The organism is Staphylococcus sp. HMSC071G07, from assembly GCF_001811435.1.
Classification (GTDB): Bacteria; Bacillota; Bacilli; order Staphylococcales; family Staphylococcaceae; genus Staphylococcus; species Staphylococcus pettenkoferi.
In genome coordinates, this window is the sequence record NZ_KV804756.1 from 24,904 (window position 1) to 45,000 (window position 20,097).

Genomic DNA, 20,097 nt, shown 5'->3' on the forward strand with positions numbered 1-20,097 from the left:
ACTATTCTCTTTTACTGTCTCAGACGAAAAAAAATAGGGTTTAGGTTCAACAACAAAGTTGTTAGACCTAAACCCTTTTTATTTATCCATGCACAAACACGAAATAAAGAATAAAGAGAATCATGAGTACATACATAATCGGATGAATTTGCTTATGTTTTTTAGTGATCAACATCGTGATCGGATAGAAGATAAAGCCACATGCGATCCCTGTCGCAATGGAATATGAGAGTGGCATCATGATAATCGTCACAAATGCTGGCACTGCAATCTCAAACTGTTTCCAATTGATTTCAGCAAAGTTAGCTGCCATAAGCACACCTACCACTACAAGTGCAGGTGTCGTTACTGCACTCGTAACGACGGCCATTAATGGACTAAAGAAGATCGCTAACAAGAAACAGAATCCCGTAACTACACTTGCGAAACCTGTACGTGCACCTACTGCTACACCTGAACTTGACTCAATATAAGAAGTCGTTGTTGTAGTACCAAAGATAGCACCTACGATAGTCGCTAATGAGTCAGAGAACAATGCACGTCCTGCACGTGGCAGTTTGTTGTCTTTCATTATGCCTGCTTGCGTTGCTACTGCTACGAGCGTACCTGCTGTATCAAAGAAATCAATAAATAAGAACGTCAGGATGACTATTAAGAATTGGACTGAGAACAATTGTCCTGGATCCTTAAATGCATCAAATGCCGCACCAAAGGTAGGTTCGATACTAGGAATTTTACCTACGATACTCGTTGGTGTATGTATCTGACCTGTGATCATTCCTGCAATCGAAGTAATGACCATACCGATGAATATCGCACCAGGTACTTTCAAGGCATATAGAATGACCGTAATGATAATCCCAAAAATCGCTAGTAGGACGGCTCCATCTGTAAGTTGCCCTAAAGTAACGAGTGTGGAATCGTTCTTAGTGATAATCCCAGAACTCTGTAAACCGACGAAAGTAATAAATAAACCTATACCTGCCGATACCGCCATCTTCATCTGATAAGGGATGGCATTGATAATAATCTCACGCAAACCGGTCACTGTCAGTATCGCAAAGAAGATACCGGAGCAAAGCACGCCAGTCAAGCCGACTTGCCAAGGAATGCCCATCGTTAAGACTACGGTAAAAGCAAAAAAGGCGTTCAGCCCCATACCAGGAGCTAGACCTATTGGATACCTAGCAATTAGCCCCATAAATAAAGAACCGACAAAGGCAGCTAAGGCTGTCGCCACGAAAATAGCGCCTTGGTCCATCTTCATGCTGTCAGATACACCTTTAACGCCAGCAAGGCTCAACACTTGTGGGTTCACCGCTAAGATGTAAGCCATGCTGAGAAAGGTCGTTAATCCACCGAGAATTTCTCTTTTGAAGTTCGTCCCATGTTCTTGAAAACCAAAGTATTTTTTCACTGTAAGTTCTCCTTTTATTACACAAATACTCTAACAGTTTAATACTAAAATATTGATATTACAATAACCGTCAGCAATTTTTCTAAGATTTTAAACTGCTTCTAACTATAATTTCAAATCTTTGAGCGCATCTGCGAACGGGTTATTCTGCATCGATTCATCTTTCCCCATATATTTCTTCATATCTTTCTTAGATACTCGGTCTGTTTTTTTATTTTTATGACGTTGATCCATCTGTGCTTGTGTTTCACTATGACCACAGACACAACGATAAACGGCTTGCTTCCCTCTACCAAAGCGCGTCAATTTCTTCTTACAGTTCGGACAACGCGCATTCGTCTTCTGTTGCACATTCTTCTTCGTCTTACAAGCCGGATCTGGGCACGCTAACATCTGACCATGTTTCGTCTTCACTTTAATCATAAACTTCCCACATGTCGGACATTCAGTGGTAGTTAGATTATCGTGTTTATATTTTTGCTCGCTGGCCTTAATCTCAGCAACGATCTCTTGAGTGAAAGCTTTCATTTCCTTCATGAACTGACCTGCATTGTAATGACCACGCTCAATTTGGCTCAACTTATCCTCCCACTCCGCTGTCATAATCGGAGAAGTTAACTGTTGAGGTGCCAATTCAAGAATTTGTTTTCCTTTGCTAGTAACCTTAATTTTTCCATTATTTTGCGTAATGGCATTCATGTTAAATAATTTCTCTATAATATCTGCACGCGTCGCTACTGTACCGATACCTCCAGTAGATTTCAACGTTTCAGCATGCTTCTTGTTCTGTACATCAATATATTTCTGAGGATTCTCCATCGCTTTTAACAAACTACCTTCGTTAAAGTATTCAGGCGGCTCAGTATGATGGGTGTGAATATTATAGTCTGTGACAGAATAATCTTTCCCCTGAGTAAAATGCACAGTGGACGACGAAACCGCTTTATCTCCCTGACTGACTGCTTTATACCCTAACTCCTGAGTCACACGCTCTTTGAAAACGAAAGGATGCTCACCAATTTGTGCAGTAACTGTAAGCTGGCTATAGCGCTCTGGTGGAAGTAAGTTCTCAACGAAACGTTCAGCCACGAGCATATAAAGCTTCTGTTCTCTCGCCGACAAAGCATTCAGATCTACACGCACTTCAGTAGGAATAATCGCGTGGTGATCTGACACCTTGCTGTTATTAATAAAACGGCTCTTCTGAGTGTAATGCGTTTGACGACAAACTTTCGCATGCGGTTTCAGCGACGTTGGCATCACCGCTTCTAAACGCTCCTTTAACGTACCCAGCATATCATCCGTTAAATAATTTGAATCTGAACGAGGGTATGTGACTAGTTTGTGACGCTCATAGAGATTCTGAAGCGTATTCAATGTTTCTTTAGCTGTGAAACGATAACGTTTGTACGCTGCTTCTTGTAAATCCGTTAAACTAAATAAATGTTGCGGATAAGACTTCTTCTGTTTCTCATTCACTTTGACAACCTTCGCCTGCTGCCCTTTCAATTGTTGAATGAGTGATTGCAACTGCTTTTTATCCGAAACGTTGCGCGGTTGTTCACATTTGAAGTCTGCTCCGTTAATGCGCGCGCTTAACGTGAAATATTCTTGAGGTTGAAAGTGATTAATCTGTTCTTGTCGTGTTTGAATGAGTTGAATCGTAGGTGTCTGAACACGACCGAGTGAAAGTTGTGCATCGTATTTCGTAGTCAGTGCACGTGTCGCATTGATACCTACAATCCAATCCGCTTCGCTACGAGCAAGTGCCGCACGATACAATGAATTATATTTGCGCCCATTCTGTAAATGTTTGAACCCCTCTTGAATAGCTTTACGTGTTACAGAACTTACCCATAGACGTTTGATCGGCTTTTTATTGTTAACTTTATCCAGAATTAAACGTGCTACAAGTTCTCCTTCACGTCCTGCATCTGTCGCGATAATAATCTCTTTCACATCTTTACGCGTCAGCAAAGATTTCACCGTGTTAAATTGGTGTTTCGTCTTCGGTATAACGACAGATTTCATATGCTTAGGGATGATAGGTAAATCTTGTAAACGCCATTCTTTCCAACTCTTATCGTACTGTTCTGGTGTAGCATTCGTCACAAGATGCCCTAGCGCCCATGTAACGATATAATGTTTATTCTCGAAGTAACCTTTACGCTGTTGATCGATATGTAAAGCCTGTGCAATATCTTTACCTACAGAAGGCTTTTCTGCTAATATTAATGATTTCATAACTCTTTCCTTTCTCGTCTAGTTAGTCTATTGTAACACGTCGATTTGATACGTTAGCCGTTTCTACATATAATAAGGTTAAGTAAGAACCCAAGATTACGCAATATCAAACTCATACGGAGGCCATTGATATGAATATAATTCAACTCACTGATACTCAGACCATACTCAACTTTATTGAACATGCAGATTATAACAAGACGTCATACCTTTATAAACTTCCTCAAGAACATGCGCACATCAATCAAATGCTTGAACAAGCGATAGACAATCCAGGTGTCTTTGCGTTAGTCGAAGATGATGACATCAAAGCCGTCCTCTTTGCTTTTACATATGATACCCAACGCTTTAAAGTCATCGGCCCTATCGTTCAAACAGGTTACACTTTGTCGATTGAAGATCAAGATGCTCTGTTTAAGCACATGTATCAAGCGCAACCACCTGAAGCGAATTTCAATTTCTCTTATGAAGCGCAAACACAAACGTATGCACGTGAAATGAAAGCGATGGACGTCGCTTACAACTTTACGGATTATTACTTAGAAGCTTACCCTGAACAATCCGAAGCACTCGCATCATCTCATCCTACAATTACTGAATATCACAAGGCTTACTTTAGAGCGTTTCGCAAACTACATGACAAAGCTTTTAAGCGAGCAGAAATGAGTGCAGAAGACATCGTAGACGCATTGGATGAACATAATCGCTTGTTTATCTATATGTCTGAAGGTTTGTTAAAAGGGTACGTTTATCTTCAAGTGAATCCTAACAATCGCATCGCAGAGATCAAATATTTCACGAGTCATCGTGATTACCGTTTTAAAGGTATTGCGTTTGACTTATTGAAATATGTCTTACATTTTGCTTTTACACACTATGAGCTGAAAAAAGTCTACTTTAAAATTCGGAGTAAAAATAGTAAGCTGGTCGAACGCTTTAACGAACTTGGTTTCGTGGTTAATAACGAGTATAAAAAATTTAAATTCGTCGCTAACAATCTTCAATAACGACGTAGAAAAGGTCGGAAGCAGGACGCCTACACCTGTACTTCCGACCTTTATTTTTAACCGTCAAACTGCGATGGCCTGATAGAGATAGAGGATAATAATGCTGATTAATATCGTACTATTCGACGCCATACCGATTAACGGCAAAGTCTTGTATCTAAACTGAAGTGCATATGGGATAATTGCTACGCCAACAGGTAACAACCAAGCCACTTGTAGCGTCGATTTAATCATCGGATCGCTCACTGGTAAGAAGAAGTGAATGAGCAGTCCTGCGATAACCCCGAGTGCATAATGGCAAAGGATATACTTCCAGGCAAGCGGTAAGAAATGTTTCTCGATATTAAAGTTCAACATTAAGCCTAATAATATCATTGAAAGTGGCATGTTGGCCTTTCCTAGTACATCAAAGAACTGAATCATCGCGGAAGGCAAATGGATGTTACACATATTTAAGATAAACATCACCACGTAAGTTACGAGTGGAACAGATTTAACTAAGCTGATCACGAGTTGTTTAAAGCTAAACGGCTGACCATTGCTACTGTAATGACTGCCCACGAGATACGTGATACCAAACATCACAATGGCGCCACCAATATCAGCCATACCGAAGTAAATGAGCCCTTTGTCAGGCCAAATCGCTTCCACTAATGGATAAGCAAAGATACCAATGTTGAGTGATGCAATCATCATCCCCATCGTTCCTCGCACCTGCTTATTATGTTTCATGAACAGCCAGAGCATAATCCCTTTCGCGATCACACCATAAAGAATCATCATAATAGGCAGAATAGATAGTGAAATATCTAAATCGGCGCTATTCAGATTAACGATAACGAGTGAAGGCAAGGTCACATTGATTACGAGTGTGGCAAGCACTTGACTATCGTTCGCTTTAAAGAAATTCATGCGTTTCAAGAAATAGCCGAGTGCAATTAAGACGATGATTATAATAAACTGAAGCGTCACACTATCCCTTCTTTCAGACATCAGAAATTACCATACTGATTTACTTTAACACAGATGACAGTTAGTTTAGAAGCAATCTATTTCATGTTATAATCATGGAGAAATGCTTAGTCTCAAATGATTAGCAATTAGCGTTACAAGTTATATGAGAATGATTTAATTATCACTGAGTAAAGGAGTATCTTTATGGATTTAAATTCACAATTAGAAGAATTGAAATACGATTACGTTCGTTTGCAGAACGATTTAGATAAACGTGAATCTGTCGGACTTGAAACAGATCCACTCATCAAACAGTTAGAGGACATTGAGCAACAAATTTCAGATGTACGTGCTAAGATGAGAGAAGAACAATAATCTTCAAACGTCGATTCTAACGTTTGCATCACTTAAGAAAGGATATCACCCCATGCAACTTTACTTGATTCTATTACCTATTTTATATTTAATCGTTGCTTACATTAGCATCTTTAAGATGAAGACCATCTTCACTACAATATTGCGCATTATTATGGCTTTATTATTACTATTTGTCGTTGCGCTCACGACGGTTTCATTCCCAGCGGCCAACTGGTGGGTCTTCGTCGTCTTATTCTTACTAGTGGCGAATGTGGAAATCACTGGTTTCAAACATAGTAAACACGATAAAAAGGGTGTGCGTTTACTCAACACTCTCACTGTCATCCTTTTCGTGATTTACTTGATCTTAACGATTGTAATGTATTAAAAATGAGTGACAGCAATTGGACTCACTCGTGCTTAGTGAAATCACATTCAACAAGAGCCTGGGACAACATTGAAACTTATTAATTTTCAATGTTAAAACACAGATAAAATAGATAAATCACTAAGAAACCCATTAGCTACCATATATTTTTACAATAAATCTTAATATATTATCTCATTAGCTTCTTGTTAGCTTCGAGATTGTGGGTAATTTTTAGTCAATCACTCACAATTCGTTCTAGCAAGGAGCTTTTTTAGTCCTCTTTTTTTAAAACCTCAAATTCAACTTCAATCTATCACTCCTTTTAAAAAACCGTCCACCACTCGGACAGTGGGTGCTCAACGTCACCACGGCTGTTGATAATAACCGCTGGCGTCACACACTACTCCGAGCAATGAGCGGTAATGATTTGTCATATGAAATTGTTCTTCAACTAGTTCGTGACCACAATCACTTATTTATCACGAGGTTTCACTATCTTGTCTTTTAATGTGAACAGAATTTCATAAATAACTGGTACTACTATTAAAGTTAATAGTGTAGATGAAATGAGTCCACCAACGACTGCAGCTGCTAAGCCTTTAGAAATCAATACGGAACTGTCTTGACCGAATAATAGTGGTACTAACGCTCCGATTGTGGCTAAAGCAGTCATTAAGATTGGACGAATACGTGTGCCACCCGCTTCTAATAACGCTTCTTCTGTCGTCATACCTCGTTGTTGATTGTTCACTACACGATCGATTAACACAATCGCATTAGTAACAACAATACCAATCAGCATCAACATACCAATCATCGTGGATACTGAGAATGTCTCACCTGTAATGAGTAACGCGATAATCACACCGATAATCGTATATGGTAATGAGAAGAGAATCGTAAACGGTGCAAGTGCCCCTTTAAATGTGAGGACGAGCACAAGATAAACGATGATAATTGCTGCAATCATTGCAATAGAAAGTTGCGTAATCGCATCTGTAATATCATCCGTTGACCCACCAACGTCTATGCTGACATCTTTCGGCTTATCAATCTTATTAACTTTCTGAATGATATCATTCGATACGCCACCCACGTCTTTATTCGTTATCTTACCAGTCACAGAAGTCATGTAATCGCCTGACTCTGTTTCAAGTTTATTTGGTGTCTTACCTTTTTCTAACGTCGCAATATCACTCAATTTCACGACTTTACCTGTAGGTGTAGGAAGACTGATGTTCTCAAGTTTCTCTTTAGTCCAATGTGTTTCTTTGTCTTGTTTGACTTTGACATTGATAGACTTGCCACCATCTTTAACAGTTGTTAGCGTCTCTTCTGGCGCATTCTCGTTCAGTGCGAGCGCAAGTTGTTTCGCTTTGATGCCGTTATCAGCTGCTTTGTTGTGATCGACCTTCACCTGATACTGTTCGTACGTTTGAGATAAGTCTGATTTCACATTAGCGAGCGATTTCTGTTGTTTCATCAATTTCTCAACTTTAGCTGACGTCGCTTTAATTTTATCTAAAGATTCACCTTTAACTTTAACCTCTAAACTGTTGTTGTCGCCGCCAGTTCCCAAATCTTGGTTCTTCCACGTACCTGGTTGTTTAAAATGCTCGATGTGTTTCAACACTTTATCAGGTTCTTCATCAAAGTGAGGGGTATTCTTATCGTACTCAACCATGATCGCTAAGCTGTTGGTACTTCCCGTCGGATCAGTTGGTGTTGCTCCTCCTACTGAGTACTGTACCGTCTTCACTTTATCTTTGTTATTTAAGTATTTCTGAACTTGTTCTGCATGATCAAGCACACCCTCTTCGGTTTCACCGGGTTCAGGAGTATAAGTTAAAGCAAGGTATTTATCTTCGCCTGTAGAAATAAAGCTCGTTCCAATCCGTGTGCCACCGAATGCAATTGTTAATACTAATACAAGTGTACTTACAATAATCACAATCCATTTATGGCTGAGAGACCAAGAAAGCACTCGACGATAACCTTTACTTACTGAGCCTAGGGAAGATTCAAATGCTTGCTTACGCACACCTTTTTTAAATAAAGTCGCACCTAAAGCTGGCACAATCGTAATTGATACGAGCAGTGACGCCAATAAACTGAACGCGATCGCAATCGCGAACGGTCGGAACATCTCTCCAACTGAACCCGTCACAAAGGCTAAAGGTAAGAACACGACAATCGTCACAAATGTTGACGACATAATCGGTTTAAACACTTGTCGTGTCGCATCAATTATCAGATGCTCTCCTCGTGCTTCCTCATCTGGTTTCGTCAACCGTCGATAAATATTCTCGACGACCACGATGGAGTCATCTATCACACGACCAATTGCAACAGTTAAAGCACCAAGCGTAAGGATGTTAAGCGAGATATTGCATAGTTTCATCGCTACAAGTGCTATTAACAAGGACATCGGAATAGACACGATAGAGATGGCTGTCGTACGAATATTTCTCAAGAATAAGAGAATAACGATAATCGCGACAATTGTACCTATCGCAGCCTTTTCAACCATCGTATAGATAGAATCTTGAATCGGTTTCGCTGTGTCCATGACTTTCGTTGCTTTCAAGCCAGGATTATCTTTCGTAAATTGTTCAATCTTCGCTCTGACATCAGATGCGACTTGTACAGTATTCGCATCTTGTGCTTTCGTTACTTGAACGTTCACTGCATCTTTACCATTCGTTCGAGAAATGGAATCACGCACGTCGCCCTCTTTGACATCCGCTATTTCAGACAACGGCACAGTAGAAGTCTCACTCTTCTTAGAAGCGCTAGAGCTTTGCTCGTCAGAACTTTGTCCTACATCTAAAGGAATCTTCAATTGCTTGAGATCATCGACTGAACGGAACTGCCCGTCGATTACGATGGACTTCTCTTTCTTATCAAACTGGAAGAGTCCAAGAGGTGTTTCATCGGACGAATCTTTGATATAGTCTTGAACGCTTTGTGCATCGAGCCCTTTCTCTTGAAGTGCTTTGTTTTTAAATTTAATCGCAACTTCGCGTTGAGTTTGACCATTCGTTTGCGCGTTCTGAACACCACTCACAGTCTGTAACTTCGGAATCAAATTCTCTTTCACTTTCTTAGTCACATCGTTGAGATCGTTATCTTTATTTGTAAAAGAGTAAGCTACAACCGGGAATGTATCCATGTTGTTACGGACGAGCTCAGGTTCTTTGACCTCGTCTTTAAATTTAATCTTATCTATTTCTTTCTTGAGATCATTCTCTGCCTTGTCCATATCAGTGCCATTCTCATATTCTACCGTAACCATTGAGGCATTGGCTGTTGACTGTGCACTGACGTTAGATACTTTCGACATTGACCTCACTTGTTCATCAATCTTATCACTGATATCTGTCTTAATCGTCTCTGGCGTTGCACCTGGTTCCGTCGTTTGAACTGTGATCATCGGTTGTTCAACGTCTGGAATCAGCTCTAGTTTCATCTTCACACTAGCGTACACGCCGCCTAATATGACGAGCAACACCATTAGGAAGATTGCAAATTTGTTTCCTAATGAGAACTGCAGTAATTTCTTGATCATCCGTTATGTAACCTCCAACTTCTATGTATTACTTTAAATTTACCACAACTCCGCGTTAAAGAGTATAGCGGTTATACAATTGCATACGCGTGTTCATATTTATTTTTGTTAAGGGCTCCTTTTGTGTAAAAGTGGTTATAGCTTGGCTTTTCTAACATATTAAAAAGAGCTAGCTAAGAGATGGCTAAGTCGATCTCTTGGCTAGCTCAGTAAAGTGTGTAGTTATGAGTGAATTTAATGTTTGAAAATGGATTTAATATCTAAAGAATCATTTTTCAATGTTATGACTCTCGCTTGGGAGAAGTTTCGAAAACGTAGCGTTTCCCCGTGTATGAAGAGCTAGAGTTCAAGAAAGCGATAATCATCTCGAACTCAGACAACTATTGCGTAAAGCTACACCCTATTATCAACCGCAATTATTTCTTACGTTTTAATTTACGTGATAATTTAATCTTCGCGTTTGTGAGTTTCGGTTTAAGGTTCTCAATTGCAAGATATAGTGGTTTATTTAAGACGTAGTCAAATTCACCAATCTTCTCGCTTAAGTACGTACCCCAAACCTTTTTAAACGCCCACAGGCCATAATGATCTGAATCTTTATCAGGATTGTTGTCTGTACCGCCGAAATCATATGTTGTTGCACCATGTTCACGTGCATATTGCATCATTGCGAATTGCATGTGATGATTCGGCAAGAAATCGCGATAGTCGTTGGAAGAAGCACCGTAAAGATAGTAAGATTTCTCACCACAGAACATGAGTAGCGCACCAGAAAGGTAAACACCTTCAGGATGTTGCACCTCTAGCTCTTGCATATCCTTATACAAGTCTTCTGTCTTCGCAGTCTTGTTCTGATTGTCGTTCAATTTATTCTGCGTCTTCTTGTCTTGTTTCTTATTCTGTAACTTCTCGCGCTCTTGACGAAGTTTCTCTAATTCCTCACCTAACTCTTGTAGTACAGGTTTAGGTTCGAGTTTAACGAGGAACAGTTCTGCATCGCCATCTGGGTGTAAGGCATCATAGATATTCTCGAAATAACTGACATCACGTGTAAGGAAACCATCACGTTCACCCGTAATCTTCATCAATTCAGCGAACGTCTTTAAGCCGTCGCGACTCGCACGTTCTACTTTCGTGCCGCGTTTCAATGACGTACGCACTTTAGAACGGTTACGACCTTCAAAGCTTTGGATAAGCTCTTTGTCAGACTTGTCAATTGGCGTAATCATCGTCATTCGCGGTTGAATATAGTCTTTAGATAATCCTTCTTTAAAGCCTTTATGTTTAAAGCCAAGTGCTCTCAGATGACGTAAAGCTTCAATGCCGTTATTGACTTCTACATCTGGGTCAATCTTAATCGCATACGCTTTCTCACGTTTCGCAACTTTAATCGCTTCATCACGGAGCGCTTGTAGAGCTGATTTATTCGTATAGTCTGTTACGAAACCACGCGAAACGTAACATAACGTGTAGGGCAGTTTAGGTATCTTTTTAAACAATAGCTGACCTACCCCTTTAACTTCTCCATTCTCACCTACAGCGATACGTTTCGAATACCAACCTGTTAATTTCTTCGTCTCACCCCATTGTGTGAGCTGCAGTAAGTCGCCATTGGGATGAGATTTCACGAACGCATCATGTTCTTGATTTGTGATATTCATTCTTTCCATCAATTTAAATGTCTCCTTTGTATCTGAACCAGTAACTATTATTATACTTAAAAAAGCCTGCGCTTTCACGTACGAGGTTGTGATTTGTTATTCTAAATATAACATGTTAGACAGAGGAGTAAATTATGCGAATCATCATACTTTCTATCTTAGCCATCATCAATATGATCTTTGTCGTGCAAGCCTTCACGCATCCATTAACGATTAATAACTTTAGTTTAAAAGTCATGCTCGTCGTATTCTCACTCGTCATGACCATCGTCTTTCTCCTTATTCGCACAACGCGTTTGACGACTTGGTTGAGCGTCATCATTCTTATTATCACATTAGTTCATACAGGGATCATCGCTCACACAGCTTATACCTATATCTATTGACGACTAGACGAAGCGATACTCTGCTCCACGTATAATAAAGGAATACGGTGAAGTCGTCTCTTCATCACGTATCACTATGGATTTGTATGACGAACGCTCTCCATCAAAGATACGATAGACGACCTCATCGTCACCTATCTTCAATTCAGTGAAGTCTTCGTTATCTTCTGAGACCTCCATCTGGTACCATTTCTGCCAACGTGCCACCGTCACAGCTCGATCCGTACTTTCAATATTTATAGATTCGATAGTAAAATGATCCTGTCTTAACGGCGCGAGTTGTTCTGCTCGCTTATCCGCATCTTGATCCCACTGAATAAAGAACGGCGGTTTAACCAAGTAATCATTGTCAGCAATATACAATAACCGCCAAGTCTTCTTATCACCTTTCTTATTCTCTCTGTCCATCTTGATAGGACCTATCACCTCAACGCCATTCGCTTCCAAGCGTTGCTTTTCTTTCTCGATGTCATCCGTTTCAAATGCGAGTGTTTTAAAGCCTTGTCTAAACCCATCTTGTACAATTTTAGACGGGAAAGACACACGACCTTCTTCTGATTTAACGATTTTTTGTAACTGTTCAATTTTATAAATATCTAACAACTCAATATAAGCATTTGATAAGTAAACCAAGCGATTGTGTGTACCTAGTCGTTCATGTTTACCCCCTGAGTGAATCTTCAATACATCTCCAGGGAAATTAAAGTTTTTCAGACGTTGCACATAGTGGATCATGTGATCTAACTTTAAAGTCATCCTACCCCTCCATCCTATTTCCTGCTCTCTTAACTTTATTGTACGCTAACTTGTCATCTAGCATAACAGAAACCGCTCTATATTGCTTTCTAGATGGTGTTGTATTAAAAAAATTACTGCTAGCCTATTGAAATTCCTCTTTTTACGTCGTATACTATATAAGTCGATTTTAGTTAGCAAAGCTAACCATTTTAAAAATATAAGGAGTGCGTTATGAACAATTCAGACTTATTTAATAGCATCACGTCAATCTATCGTCCGTATGTTAAATTCTGTCGCCCTATCTTTGAAAAGCATGAACTTTATAACGGTCAATGGCTCGTCCTGAAAGATATTGCATTGCATGCGCCGACAACGCTCGTTCAGATTTCTCAGCGTAGAGCAATTGAAAAGCCAACTGCGCGTAAGATCCTTAAGGTATTAGCAGAGAAATCCTTATTGGAAGTTACGCCAGGTACCGATCGTCGTCAAAAATGGCTGACACTTTCTGACAAAGGTCAGGCACTCTTTGATGAAATTTATGGCGAAATTGCTCAAATACAAGAACGTCTCATTAAAGAAACAAATTTACCGACAGAAGATATCGAAACGACGATGCGCACGTTAACTACGATATACGAACAAATACATTCAATAGAGGAGGAATCTTAATTGCAACCAACCGATCAACTTAAGACACCTATTTGGACTAAGAGTTTCAACATCAACTTCTTAACTAACTTCTTAGTCTATCTCAGCATGTATTTACTCATCGTTATCGTCGCAAGCTATACAGTTGATGTTTATCATGCGTCAACGAGTATCGCTGGACTGGTAACAGGACTCTTTATCATCGGTTCACTTATCGGCCGATTCGCTACAGGTAAATACGTCAATCAATTGGGGCCGAAGAAGACACTCTTAATCGGTCTAGGATTCTTGCTCATTACGCAACTCTGTTACTTTATTGAAGGTTCACTCACTTTCCTTATGTTCACCCGTCTTATCAACGGTATCGCTACAGGTGTGACTACTACAGCGACAGGTACAATCGCTGCTTACGTGACTCCGCCTGAGCGTAAAAGTGAAGGTATCAGCATGTTCTCACTCAGTTTAGTTATCGGAACTGCTGTCGGACCATTCTGTGGACTCTTCTTATCTAATCTTTATCCAATTGAAGTCTTGTTTGGTCTTTGTCTTGCATGTGGTATCGTAAGTTTCGTCACTTCATTCTTTATTAAAGTTGAATTCGATACAACATCTAAAGAAGAAGACAAAGAGGACAAACAACCAGCCAAGAAAGGCTTTAGCTTAAGTCACTTTATTGCGAAAGAAGCAGTGCCAGTGGCGATTTTAATGGTACTTTCAGGTTTGACTTACTCATCTATTTTATCTTTCATCAAAGATTACGCGCAGGAAATTAATCTTGTAACGATTTCAAGTTACTTCTTTATCTTCTACGCAATTTCATCTCTTGTTACTCGTCCTCTCGCTGGTCGTATGATGGACGAATATAACGAGAATGTCGTGGCTTACCCGTCATTCATCTGCTTGATCTTAACGTATGTATGTCTGTACTTTACTTCAAGCAGTTGGTTACTCGTAGTAGCTGGACTTCTCTTAGGTGCCGGTTACGGAACTATTTCTTCTATTATGCAAGCTGTAGCGATCAAAGTGTCACCACCTGAGAAATACGGTGTAGCGACATCCACTTACTTTATCGGCTTGGACCTTGGTTTAGGTATTGGACCTTACTTGCTTGGTTTCTTAATCAACGTTATGTCCTATGCACAACTATACGGTCTTATGGCTATCGTCGCATTATTCACTACTGTGCTTTATTTCCTCTTACATGGACGTAAAGCTAAACAATATGAGGTCGAATAAGCTTTCGATTTAGTTAAAATAATAAAAACAACCCGCGAATGATTGAGATATAATCTTTCTTCTCGTAATCATTCGCGGGTTCTTTAATTTATACTATAAGTAAACTCCATTAAGGTTCCAGTTTCGTTGAATGTAGCCCCCTAGGCAAACGAAAGTCGTTCAACTAAAACAAAGGTATAACCACTTTTTATCTTATTCATATATCATAATTTAATCAACTACGCGGTAGCTGTCTGAATTCATAAAGGCTTTCGCTTGTATGAACTCTAGTCAGCCTCGCTGAGGCAGAACAACGAAATCATAGATTTCTGTTCTGCTCCCTATCCACCTATATAATTCATATTAATCTTCTTACGTTTACGGTTCGCAACAGTCTGTTCTGTTCGCTCATCAGAATAACGATTATCACGAATATGCCACAACGCTTTAAACTGATCCTCCAACTCTTGATCAGTAGCACCATTACGCATCAATGCTTTCACGTTAAAACCATCGACTTCACTAAAGAGACAGCCATAGAATTTACCGTCAGAAGACAAGCGAGCACGCGTACAAGTTGAACAGAAAGATTCTGAGACACTCGTAATCAAACCGAATTTCGCTCCATTATCATTGTGACGGTAGTATTTCGCTACTTCGCCATAATACTTCGGTGGGACAGGTGAGATATCAAATTCAGACTCAATCATCTGCAACATTTCATCTTTCGAAACCACTTTACTAAAGTCCCAGCCGTTATCATTGCCGACGTCCATAAACTCAATAAAGCGGATCTCTATATCTTTATCTTTAAAATATTGCACCATAGGCAAGATTTGATCATCGTTCACACCTTTTTGAATGACCACATTGACTTTTACATGGAAACCAATACTTACTGCATAGTCAATTTGTTGCAATATGGTAGATGCTTTAATGTTACGATTATTAATCGCTTGAAAGACTTCATCTTCGATCGCATCTAAGCTGACGTTAATTCGACGTAAACCAGCGTCATACAGTTTTTGTCCATGTTTTTTCAATAATAAGCCATTGGTCGTTAAACCAATATCTTCAATTCCATCAATATGATTTAACCGCTCAATCAGTTGATACAGATTCCGTCTGAGTAAAGGCTCACCGCCTGTAATGCGGACTTTCTTCACACCTAACTTAGTATAAATCCGTGTGATTCGTTCCATCTCTTCAAACGTGAGAAGCTCATTCTTAGGTAGAAAGACATAGTCATCACCAAATATTTCTTTTGGCATGCAGTAATCACAACGGAAATTACACCGATCCGTTACTGATAATCTCAAATCTCGTATCGGTCTGCCTAACTTATCTGTGATTTGTGCTACCATGCGTCTCCCTCCTCTTCTTAATCTAATGCTTCTCGTAACTGTTCCAAATCTTGTTGATAATTAATATTCCAAAACCAATATGGTGGTTGAGGTATCTCTTCAACATCCATCCATGCCGTTGAAACCTGTTTGTATAGATGTTTCATACTGAAATCGTCTGATTCCAATACCTCTTGCAACTGCGGCTGCACACTAGAATGATAGAACGCCAGTGTAGGAATCGCGTACTTATCATCCTGATATCCGACTATGTCAACGCCATCATTTTTAACATGCTGTTCAAATGACTCGTAAAGATGTTGAATCGCTTCAACCGTCACCATAGGCGTATCGACAGACACAACAAACAACGCGTCAGGCTGTGAACCATACTGAAACGCTGAGTAGATACCGGCTAACGGCCCTTTATCTTTGTGCGCGTCTATATCTGTCACCACATGTTCCGCCTCAAACTCATGAGCTAACTGTGCGTTCGTACTGATGAGGATATCATCAAAGCATTCCGTCTTCTTCAACGTTTGTATGAGCCTTTGGTAAAATGTGTCTCCATTAATCTTCGCAAAGGCTTTAGGCGAACCGAAACGCTCTGAATGGCCTCCTGCTAGAATGACTGCTCGCATACATCAACCTCCACTTACTGGTGGTATCAGTGCCACTGTATCATTTGGTTGTACAACGTCATCATCTCGTACAAATTCTTCATTTACCGCAATTTGAAAGGCTTTATCTTGAATTTCAGGATGACGGTCACTTAAATCCTTTTTAAAATCACTAACCGTTAAGTCATAACTTAAATCGATATCTTCATGATCCATATTTAATATTTCTTTAATTTCAGCAAAGTATAAGATTCTCATTATTGATCACCCCTCGTCGCGTCGTCATGATAACCACGTTGGTGCCCTTGCCATTCTGCACCGTCTTCCCAAATTTCTTTCTTCCAAATCGGTACAACTTCTTTGATGCGATCGATTGCATATTCATTTGCCGCATACGCATCTTTACGATGTGGCGAAGAAACACTGATTAATACTGCAATGTCTGAGATTTGTAATGGACCTATACGATGAACGATGGCTGTAATCGTTCCTGGCCAACGTTCTTCGATTTCTTTCCCAACTTGCGCGAGTTTCTTCTCTGCCATCGGAACGTAAGCCTCGTACTCTAAATACTCCGTCTTCACACCTTTCGTCCACTCGCGGACATGACCTGTAAAGACCACTACTGCACCTTGGTGTGGTGTCACTACGAAATCGCGATATTGTTCTGTTTGGATAGGCTCAGTCACCACTTCATATTGTTTCATTTACTTCAATCCCTCTAATTCCTTTAATAACCATTGGTCAAAGTGTTGTAATTCTGGATCTGTATCCCAATTGAGTTGATATTTCACTTCTGTTAATTGACTCAATTCTTCCATATCTGCCGCTTCACGTGCGACGATAATCTTTGGATACGCTGCTTGTTTAAATCCTTCGACTAGGATGAGTTGACAATTTATTGTAACAGATTGATTGATGATTTCTGAAAGATTTTGTTTCGTACTGCGCGTAACTGTTTGTTGATAATCGTTACCTTGTACGATACTTTGATCTGCCCCTGCACGAAAATGTTTCATGTGATCTACATTCGCTTCTTGAAGTGCTATATCTTCTCCTTGGTGACCATGATGTTTAACCGTTGCGACAGCTAGTCCTAGTGACTTAGCTTGTTTCACGATATGTTGCATCAAAGTCGTTTTTCCAGAATTTTTATAACCAACGACTTGAAGAATCATAAACTAAGGTCCTCTTCATAAGCGTGAGATTCAGTTAAAATCACGTTGACAGTATAGCCTTTCTTGAAACCTCTCGTACCTTTCGGCAACACAATCATCGCGTTGCTATGCGCGATGGATACGACCGCACCTGATTTATTGAAACCAGCAGGAGTGACTGTCATCTGTTGACCATCAAGTGTTGCTTCTGCTCGGATAAAGCGGGTAAATGGATTCGGTTTGCCAAAGTCTTCCATCAATGTTGCTTGAATCACTTGAGGATAATACGCTTTCGCACCCATCATCTTATTCACAGCAGGTTTGACGTAAAGTTGGAAACCAGTGAAGCATGCAGACGGATTACCTGAAAGTCCGAAGAGATATTGACCGTTCGCCACAGCGACTGTCGTTACACTTCCTGGACGCATGGCAATTTTATTAAATAAGACCTCTGCGTCAATCGCTTTATAAATTTCTGGTAGGTAATCGAAATCACCGACAGATACGCCCCCTGTCGTAATGATAATATTGTGCTGTTTCATCGCACCTTTCACCGCTTCAATACTACTTTCGAGATCATCCTCTTGAATTTGATACGTCTCAACTTCCAAACCAAGTTGCTGACTCAGTGAGGCAATCATTGGTCCATTAGAGTTACGAATCTTGCCTTCTTCAAGTTCGTCATCTACATTAAGCAATTCACTACCTGTCGCTATCACACCAACGCTTGGCTTCTCATAGACAGGCACTTCACTATAGCCATACGTAGCAAGCACTGCAATCGCACCTGGATTAATACGTTGACCACGTTCGAGCACTACGTCACCGATTTGGGTTTCTTCACCTTTTCGCGCGATATTGTCTCCTGCTTGGAATGGCTTACGAATTGTGAAACTTCCTTCGCTTTCCACTGTTTGTTCCAGCATAACGATAGCGTCCGCACCTTCAGGAACTTGCGCCCCTGTCATGATACGTACAGCTTCTCGTTCTCCAACGACTTTCGAAGATACTGAACCCGCACCGATGTGATCGATAACTTTAAATTCAAGGCGGTTATCCCCACTCGCGCCTTCTGTATCTTGTGCTCGCAATGCATAACCATCATACGGAGATTTATCGAAGCGTGGAATTTCATATGTGGCTACGATATCTTCTGCTAAAATGTACCCCGTACTATCTGCTAATTTCACTTGGCGTGTCGGCATCGTGATATCTTGTTGAACGACACGGTGAATCGCTTCACTTACTGGAATCGGTGTTCTTTTTTCTACTGACATTTGAATCAGCTCCTTCTCTTTTCAATTCGTGATATACTAAACTCGCATAAGGAGGTATAACACGTCTGATTTTACACATCTTAATGACCAAGGACGTGCAAAGATGGTCGACGTCTCACAGAAAGACGTGACGAAACGCACAGCAACTGCACACTCAAGTATTACAGTGAATCATGAAATTTATCATCAAATCGTTAACAACACTGCTAGCAAAGGAAATGTACTCAACACCGCACAAATTGCGGGTATCATGGTTGCCAAGAATACAGCAGATATCATCCCGATGTGCCACCCACTACCACTCACTGGCATCGACATTCACTTCAACTGGCTTACAGATAACGATCAATATATCTTAAATATTGAAGCTACCGTTAAGACGACAGGTAAGACGGGTGTTGAAATGGAAGCACTTACTGCCGCTTCCGTTACAGCACTCACAATTTATGATATGACGAAAGCCGTCGATAAAGGAATGATTATCGGCGAAACCTATCTTGAAGCTAAATCTGGCGGTAAGAGTGGAGATTACACGCGTTCAGATTCATAATATAGAACGAAAGCCCAGCTTGCATGAAGCGATGTCACTCATGAGCTGGGCTTAACTTATACATGCTAAGATTTCGTAGCTTCAGATACGAAATGATTCAATTCAGGTTTAATAAGTCTGTCCATAGCTAATTTCACTGCTCCAGTAGAGCCAGGCAAACTGAAGATAAGTTGGTGTCCACGTTCACCAATTGTACCTGCTAACGCTCGAGATAACATCGCGCGTGTACCTACATCTTCTGTGTAACTCAAGTATCTAAAGAGCTCTCCAAAGCCTTCAATTTCTTTGTGTAACAACGGTCGAACCGCTTCAATCGTCACATCACGTTTAGCTATACCTGTACCTCCTGTAACGATGATGGCATCGATATCCGTATCTTCCCATGCTTTAATTTGTGCTTGAATTTGTTCAATATCATCTTTTACGATTTGATAATTCTTTTTAACTACACGTACATCACTCGTACCCAATGCCTCAAGGACTTGTTTACCGCCCTTGTCTGTCTCAAAATCACGTGTATCTGAAACTGTGAGCACTGCACATTCAATCGTGCGCTCGAGTTGTTCATGTTGATGTGTCATATCA

At 40.2% G+C, this 20,097-nt stretch carries 20 protein-coding genes; 7 read left to right on the top strand and 13 right to left on the bottom strand.

Annotation, left to right across the window (positions count from 1 at the left end; genetic code table 11):
- Nucleotides 1-82: 82 nt before the first annotated feature.
- Nucleotides 83-1,417, bottom strand: coding sequence for an NCS2 family permease (locus HMPREF2802_RS02490; RefSeq protein ID WP_002471265.1), 1,335 nt, complete (start codon nucleotides 1,415-1,417; stop codon nucleotides 83-85).
- 105 nt (nucleotides 1,418-1,522) lie between these two features.
- Nucleotides 1,523-3,661: a DNA topoisomerase III gene (locus tag HMPREF2802_RS02495; RefSeq protein ID WP_070502640.1), complete on the bottom strand. Its 2,139-nt coding sequence runs from the start codon at nucleotides 3,659-3,661 to the stop codon at nucleotides 1,523-1,525.
- A 131-nt stretch (nucleotides 3,662-3,792) separates the two neighbouring features.
- On the opposite strand from HMPREF2802_RS02495, the gene HMPREF2802_RS02500 reads away from it, so the two are divergent.
- Nucleotides 3,793-4,668: a GNAT family N-acetyltransferase gene (locus HMPREF2802_RS02500; RefSeq protein WP_070502641.1), complete on the top strand. Its 876-nt coding sequence runs from the start codon at nucleotides 3,793-3,795 to the stop codon at nucleotides 4,666-4,668.
- A gap of 63 nt (nucleotides 4,669-4,731) precedes the next feature.
- Here HMPREF2802_RS02500 and HMPREF2802_RS02505 read toward each other — a convergent pair whose 3' ends face one another.
- Nucleotides 4,732-5,640, bottom strand: a complete 909-nt coding sequence (locus HMPREF2802_RS02505; protein ID WP_002471359.1) for an AEC family transporter — start codon at nucleotides 5,638-5,640, stop codon at nucleotides 4,732-4,734.
- A gap of 186 nt (nucleotides 5,641-5,826) precedes the next feature.
- Between HMPREF2802_RS02505 and HMPREF2802_RS12095 the strand changes: the two genes are divergently transcribed.
- On the top strand, nucleotides 5,827-5,997 hold the full coding sequence (locus HMPREF2802_RS12095) for an SE1832 family protein (protein ID WP_002471302.1): 171 nt from the start codon (nucleotides 5,827-5,829) through the stop codon (nucleotides 5,995-5,997).
- A gap of 52 nt (nucleotides 5,998-6,049) precedes the next feature.
- Nucleotides 6,050-6,367, top strand: a complete 318-nt coding sequence (mspA, locus tag HMPREF2802_RS02510; protein WP_002471288.1) for a membrane stabilizing protein MspA — start codon at nucleotides 6,050-6,052, stop codon at nucleotides 6,365-6,367.
- 454 nt (nucleotides 6,368-6,821) lie between these two features.
- Here mspA and HMPREF2802_RS02515 read toward each other — a convergent pair whose 3' ends face one another.
- Complete coding sequence (locus HMPREF2802_RS02515) at nucleotides 6,822-9,917, bottom strand: efflux RND transporter permease subunit (RefSeq protein ID WP_070502642.1); 3,096 nt, start codon at nucleotides 9,915-9,917, stop codon at nucleotides 6,822-6,824.
- Between the two features lie 416 nt (nucleotides 9,918-10,333).
- Nucleotides 10,334-11,587, bottom strand: a complete 1,254-nt coding sequence (locus tag HMPREF2802_RS02520) for a lipid II:glycine glycyltransferase FemX (RefSeq protein ID WP_070502643.1) — start codon at nucleotides 11,585-11,587, stop codon at nucleotides 10,334-10,336.
- A 125-nt stretch (nucleotides 11,588-11,712) separates the two neighbouring features.
- On the opposite strand from HMPREF2802_RS02520, the gene HMPREF2802_RS02525 reads away from it, so the two are divergent.
- The gene (locus HMPREF2802_RS02525; RefSeq protein WP_070502644.1) at nucleotides 11,713-11,964 is read left to right on the top strand and encodes a hypothetical protein; all 252 of its coding nucleotides are present in this window, start codon (nucleotides 11,713-11,715) and stop codon (nucleotides 11,962-11,964) included.
- A gap of 3 nt (nucleotides 11,965-11,967) precedes the next feature.
- On the opposite strand, the gene HMPREF2802_RS02530 is transcribed toward HMPREF2802_RS02525, so the two are convergent.
- Complete coding sequence (locus HMPREF2802_RS02530) at nucleotides 11,968-12,720, bottom strand: VOC family protein (RefSeq protein WP_070502645.1); 753 nt, start codon at nucleotides 12,718-12,720, stop codon at nucleotides 11,968-11,970.
- Between the two features lie 213 nt (nucleotides 12,721-12,933).
- Between HMPREF2802_RS02530 and HMPREF2802_RS02535 the strand changes: the two genes are divergently transcribed.
- Both HMPREF2802_RS02535 and HMPREF2802_RS02540 read left to right on the top strand, forming a co-directional pair.
- Nucleotides 12,934-13,371, top strand: a complete 438-nt coding sequence (locus tag HMPREF2802_RS02535; RefSeq protein ID WP_070502646.1) for a MarR family winged helix-turn-helix transcriptional regulator — start codon at nucleotides 12,934-12,936, stop codon at nucleotides 13,369-13,371.
- Nucleotides 13,372-14,586 carry an MFS transporter gene (locus HMPREF2802_RS02540; RefSeq protein ID WP_002471262.1) on the top strand — a complete coding sequence of 405 codons (1,215 nt, stop codon included), beginning with the start codon at nucleotides 13,372-13,374 and terminating at the stop codon, nucleotides 14,584-14,586.
- Nucleotides 14,587-14,906: 320 nt separating this feature from the next.
- Here the strand turns inward: HMPREF2802_RS02540 and moaA are convergent, their stop codons facing one another.
- The 6 genes from moaA to glp are packed head-to-tail and all read right to left on the bottom strand — an operon-like array spanning nucleotide 14,907 to nucleotide 18,962.
- On the bottom strand, nucleotides 14,907-15,929 hold the full coding sequence (gene moaA, locus HMPREF2802_RS02545) for a GTP 3',8-cyclase MoaA (RefSeq protein ID WP_002471338.1): 1,023 nt from the start codon (nucleotides 15,927-15,929) through the stop codon (nucleotides 14,907-14,909).
- A 17-nt stretch (nucleotides 15,930-15,946) separates the two neighbouring features.
- Nucleotides 15,947-16,549 carry a molybdenum cofactor guanylyltransferase MobA gene (mobA, locus tag HMPREF2802_RS02550; protein ID WP_070502647.1) on the bottom strand — a complete coding sequence of 201 codons (603 nt, stop codon included), beginning with the start codon at nucleotides 16,547-16,549 and terminating at the stop codon, nucleotides 15,947-15,949.
- Between the two features lie 3 nt (nucleotides 16,550-16,552).
- The gene (gene moaD / locus HMPREF2802_RS02555) at nucleotides 16,553-16,786 is read right to left on the bottom strand and encodes a molybdopterin converting factor subunit 1 (RefSeq protein ID WP_002471294.1); all 234 of its coding nucleotides are present in this window, start codon (nucleotides 16,784-16,786) and stop codon (nucleotides 16,553-16,555) included.
- A complete protein-coding gene (locus HMPREF2802_RS02560; RefSeq protein ID WP_049407632.1) occupies nucleotides 16,786-17,235 on the bottom strand; it encodes a molybdenum cofactor biosynthesis protein MoaE in 450 nt (149 codons plus the stop codon). The genes moaD and HMPREF2802_RS02560 overlap by 1 nt, the downstream gene beginning before the upstream one ends.
- Nucleotides 17,236-17,706, bottom strand: a complete 471-nt coding sequence (gene mobB / locus HMPREF2802_RS02565) for a molybdopterin-guanine dinucleotide biosynthesis protein B (protein ID WP_070502648.1) — start codon at nucleotides 17,704-17,706, stop codon at nucleotides 17,236-17,238.
- Entirely contained in the window at nucleotides 17,703-18,962 is a 1,260-nt protein-coding gene (gene glp / locus HMPREF2802_RS02570; RefSeq protein ID WP_070502649.1) for a molybdopterin molybdotransferase MoeA, read from the bottom strand. The genes mobB and glp overlap by 4 nt, the downstream gene beginning before the upstream one ends.
- A gap of 46 nt (nucleotides 18,963-19,008) precedes the next feature.
- On the opposite strand from glp, the gene moaC reads away from it, so the two are divergent.
- Entirely contained in the window at nucleotides 19,009-19,512 is a 504-nt protein-coding gene (moaC, locus tag HMPREF2802_RS02575; protein ID WP_256277920.1) for a cyclic pyranopterin monophosphate synthase MoaC, read from the top strand.
- 65 nt (nucleotides 19,513-19,577) lie between these two features.
- Here the strand turns inward: moaC and HMPREF2802_RS02580 are convergent, their stop codons facing one another.
- The gene (locus tag HMPREF2802_RS02580) at nucleotides 19,578-20,093 is read right to left on the bottom strand and encodes a MogA/MoaB family molybdenum cofactor biosynthesis protein (protein ID WP_002471298.1); all 516 of its coding nucleotides are present in this window, start codon (nucleotides 20,091-20,093) and stop codon (nucleotides 19,578-19,580) included.
- Nucleotides 20,094-20,097 lie beyond the last annotated feature (4 nt).

What these genes read in the sequence shown, in the direction of transcription:
- HMPREF2802_RS02495 (WP_070502640.1), bottom strand. Translation starts at nt 3,661, where the DNA reads ATGAAATCATTAATATTAGCAGAAAAGCCTTCTGTAGGTAAAGATATT.
- HMPREF2802_RS02500 (WP_070502641.1), top strand. Translation starts at nt 3,793, where the DNA reads ATGAATATAATTCAACTCACTGATACTCAGACCATACTCAACTTTATT.
- HMPREF2802_RS12095 (WP_002471302.1), top strand. Translation starts at nt 5,827, where the DNA reads ATGGATTTAAATTCACAATTAGAAGAATTGAAATACGATTACGTTCGT.
- mspA (WP_002471288.1), top strand. Translation starts at nt 6,050, where the DNA reads ATGCAACTTTACTTGATTCTATTACCTATTTTATATTTAATCGTTGCT.
- HMPREF2802_RS02515 (WP_070502642.1), bottom strand. Translation starts at nt 9,917, where the DNA reads ATGATCAAGAAATTACTGCAGTTCTCATTAGGAAACAAATTTGCAATC.
- HMPREF2802_RS02520 (WP_070502643.1), bottom strand. Translation starts at nt 11,587, where the DNA reads ATGGAAAGAATGAATATCACAAATCAAGAACATGATGCGTTCGTGAAA.
- HMPREF2802_RS02525 (WP_070502644.1), top strand. Translation starts at nt 11,713, where the DNA reads ATGCGAATCATCATACTTTCTATCTTAGCCATCATCAATATGATCTTT.
- HMPREF2802_RS02530 (WP_070502645.1), bottom strand. Translation starts at nt 12,720, where the DNA reads ATGACTTTAAAGTTAGATCACATGATCCACTATGTGCAACGTCTGAAA.
- HMPREF2802_RS02535 (WP_070502646.1), top strand. Translation starts at nt 12,934, where the DNA reads ATGAACAATTCAGACTTATTTAATAGCATCACGTCAATCTATCGTCCG.
- moaA (WP_002471338.1), bottom strand. Translation starts at nt 15,929, where the DNA reads ATGGTAGCACAAATCACAGATAAGTTAGGCAGACCGATACGAGATTTG.
- mobA (WP_070502647.1), bottom strand. Translation starts at nt 16,549, where the DNA reads ATGCGAGCAGTCATTCTAGCAGGAGGCCATTCAGAGCGTTTCGGTTCG.
- moaD (WP_002471294.1), bottom strand. Translation starts at nt 16,786, where the DNA reads ATGAGAATCTTATACTTTGCTGAAATTAAAGAAATATTAAATATGGAT.
- HMPREF2802_RS02560 (WP_049407632.1), bottom strand. Translation starts at nt 17,235, where the DNA reads ATGAAACAATATGAAGTGGTGACTGAGCCTATCCAAACAGAACAATAT.
- mobB (WP_070502648.1), bottom strand. Translation starts at nt 17,706, where the DNA reads ATGATTCTTCAAGTCGTTGGTTATAAAAATTCTGGAAAAACGACTTTG.
- glp (WP_070502649.1), bottom strand. Translation starts at nt 18,962, where the DNA reads ATGTCAGTAGAAAAAAGAACACCGATTCCAGTAAGTGAAGCGATTCAC.
- HMPREF2802_RS02580 (WP_002471298.1), bottom strand. Translation starts at nt 20,093, where the DNA reads ATGACACATCAACATGAACAACTCGAGCGCACGATTGAATGTGCAGTG.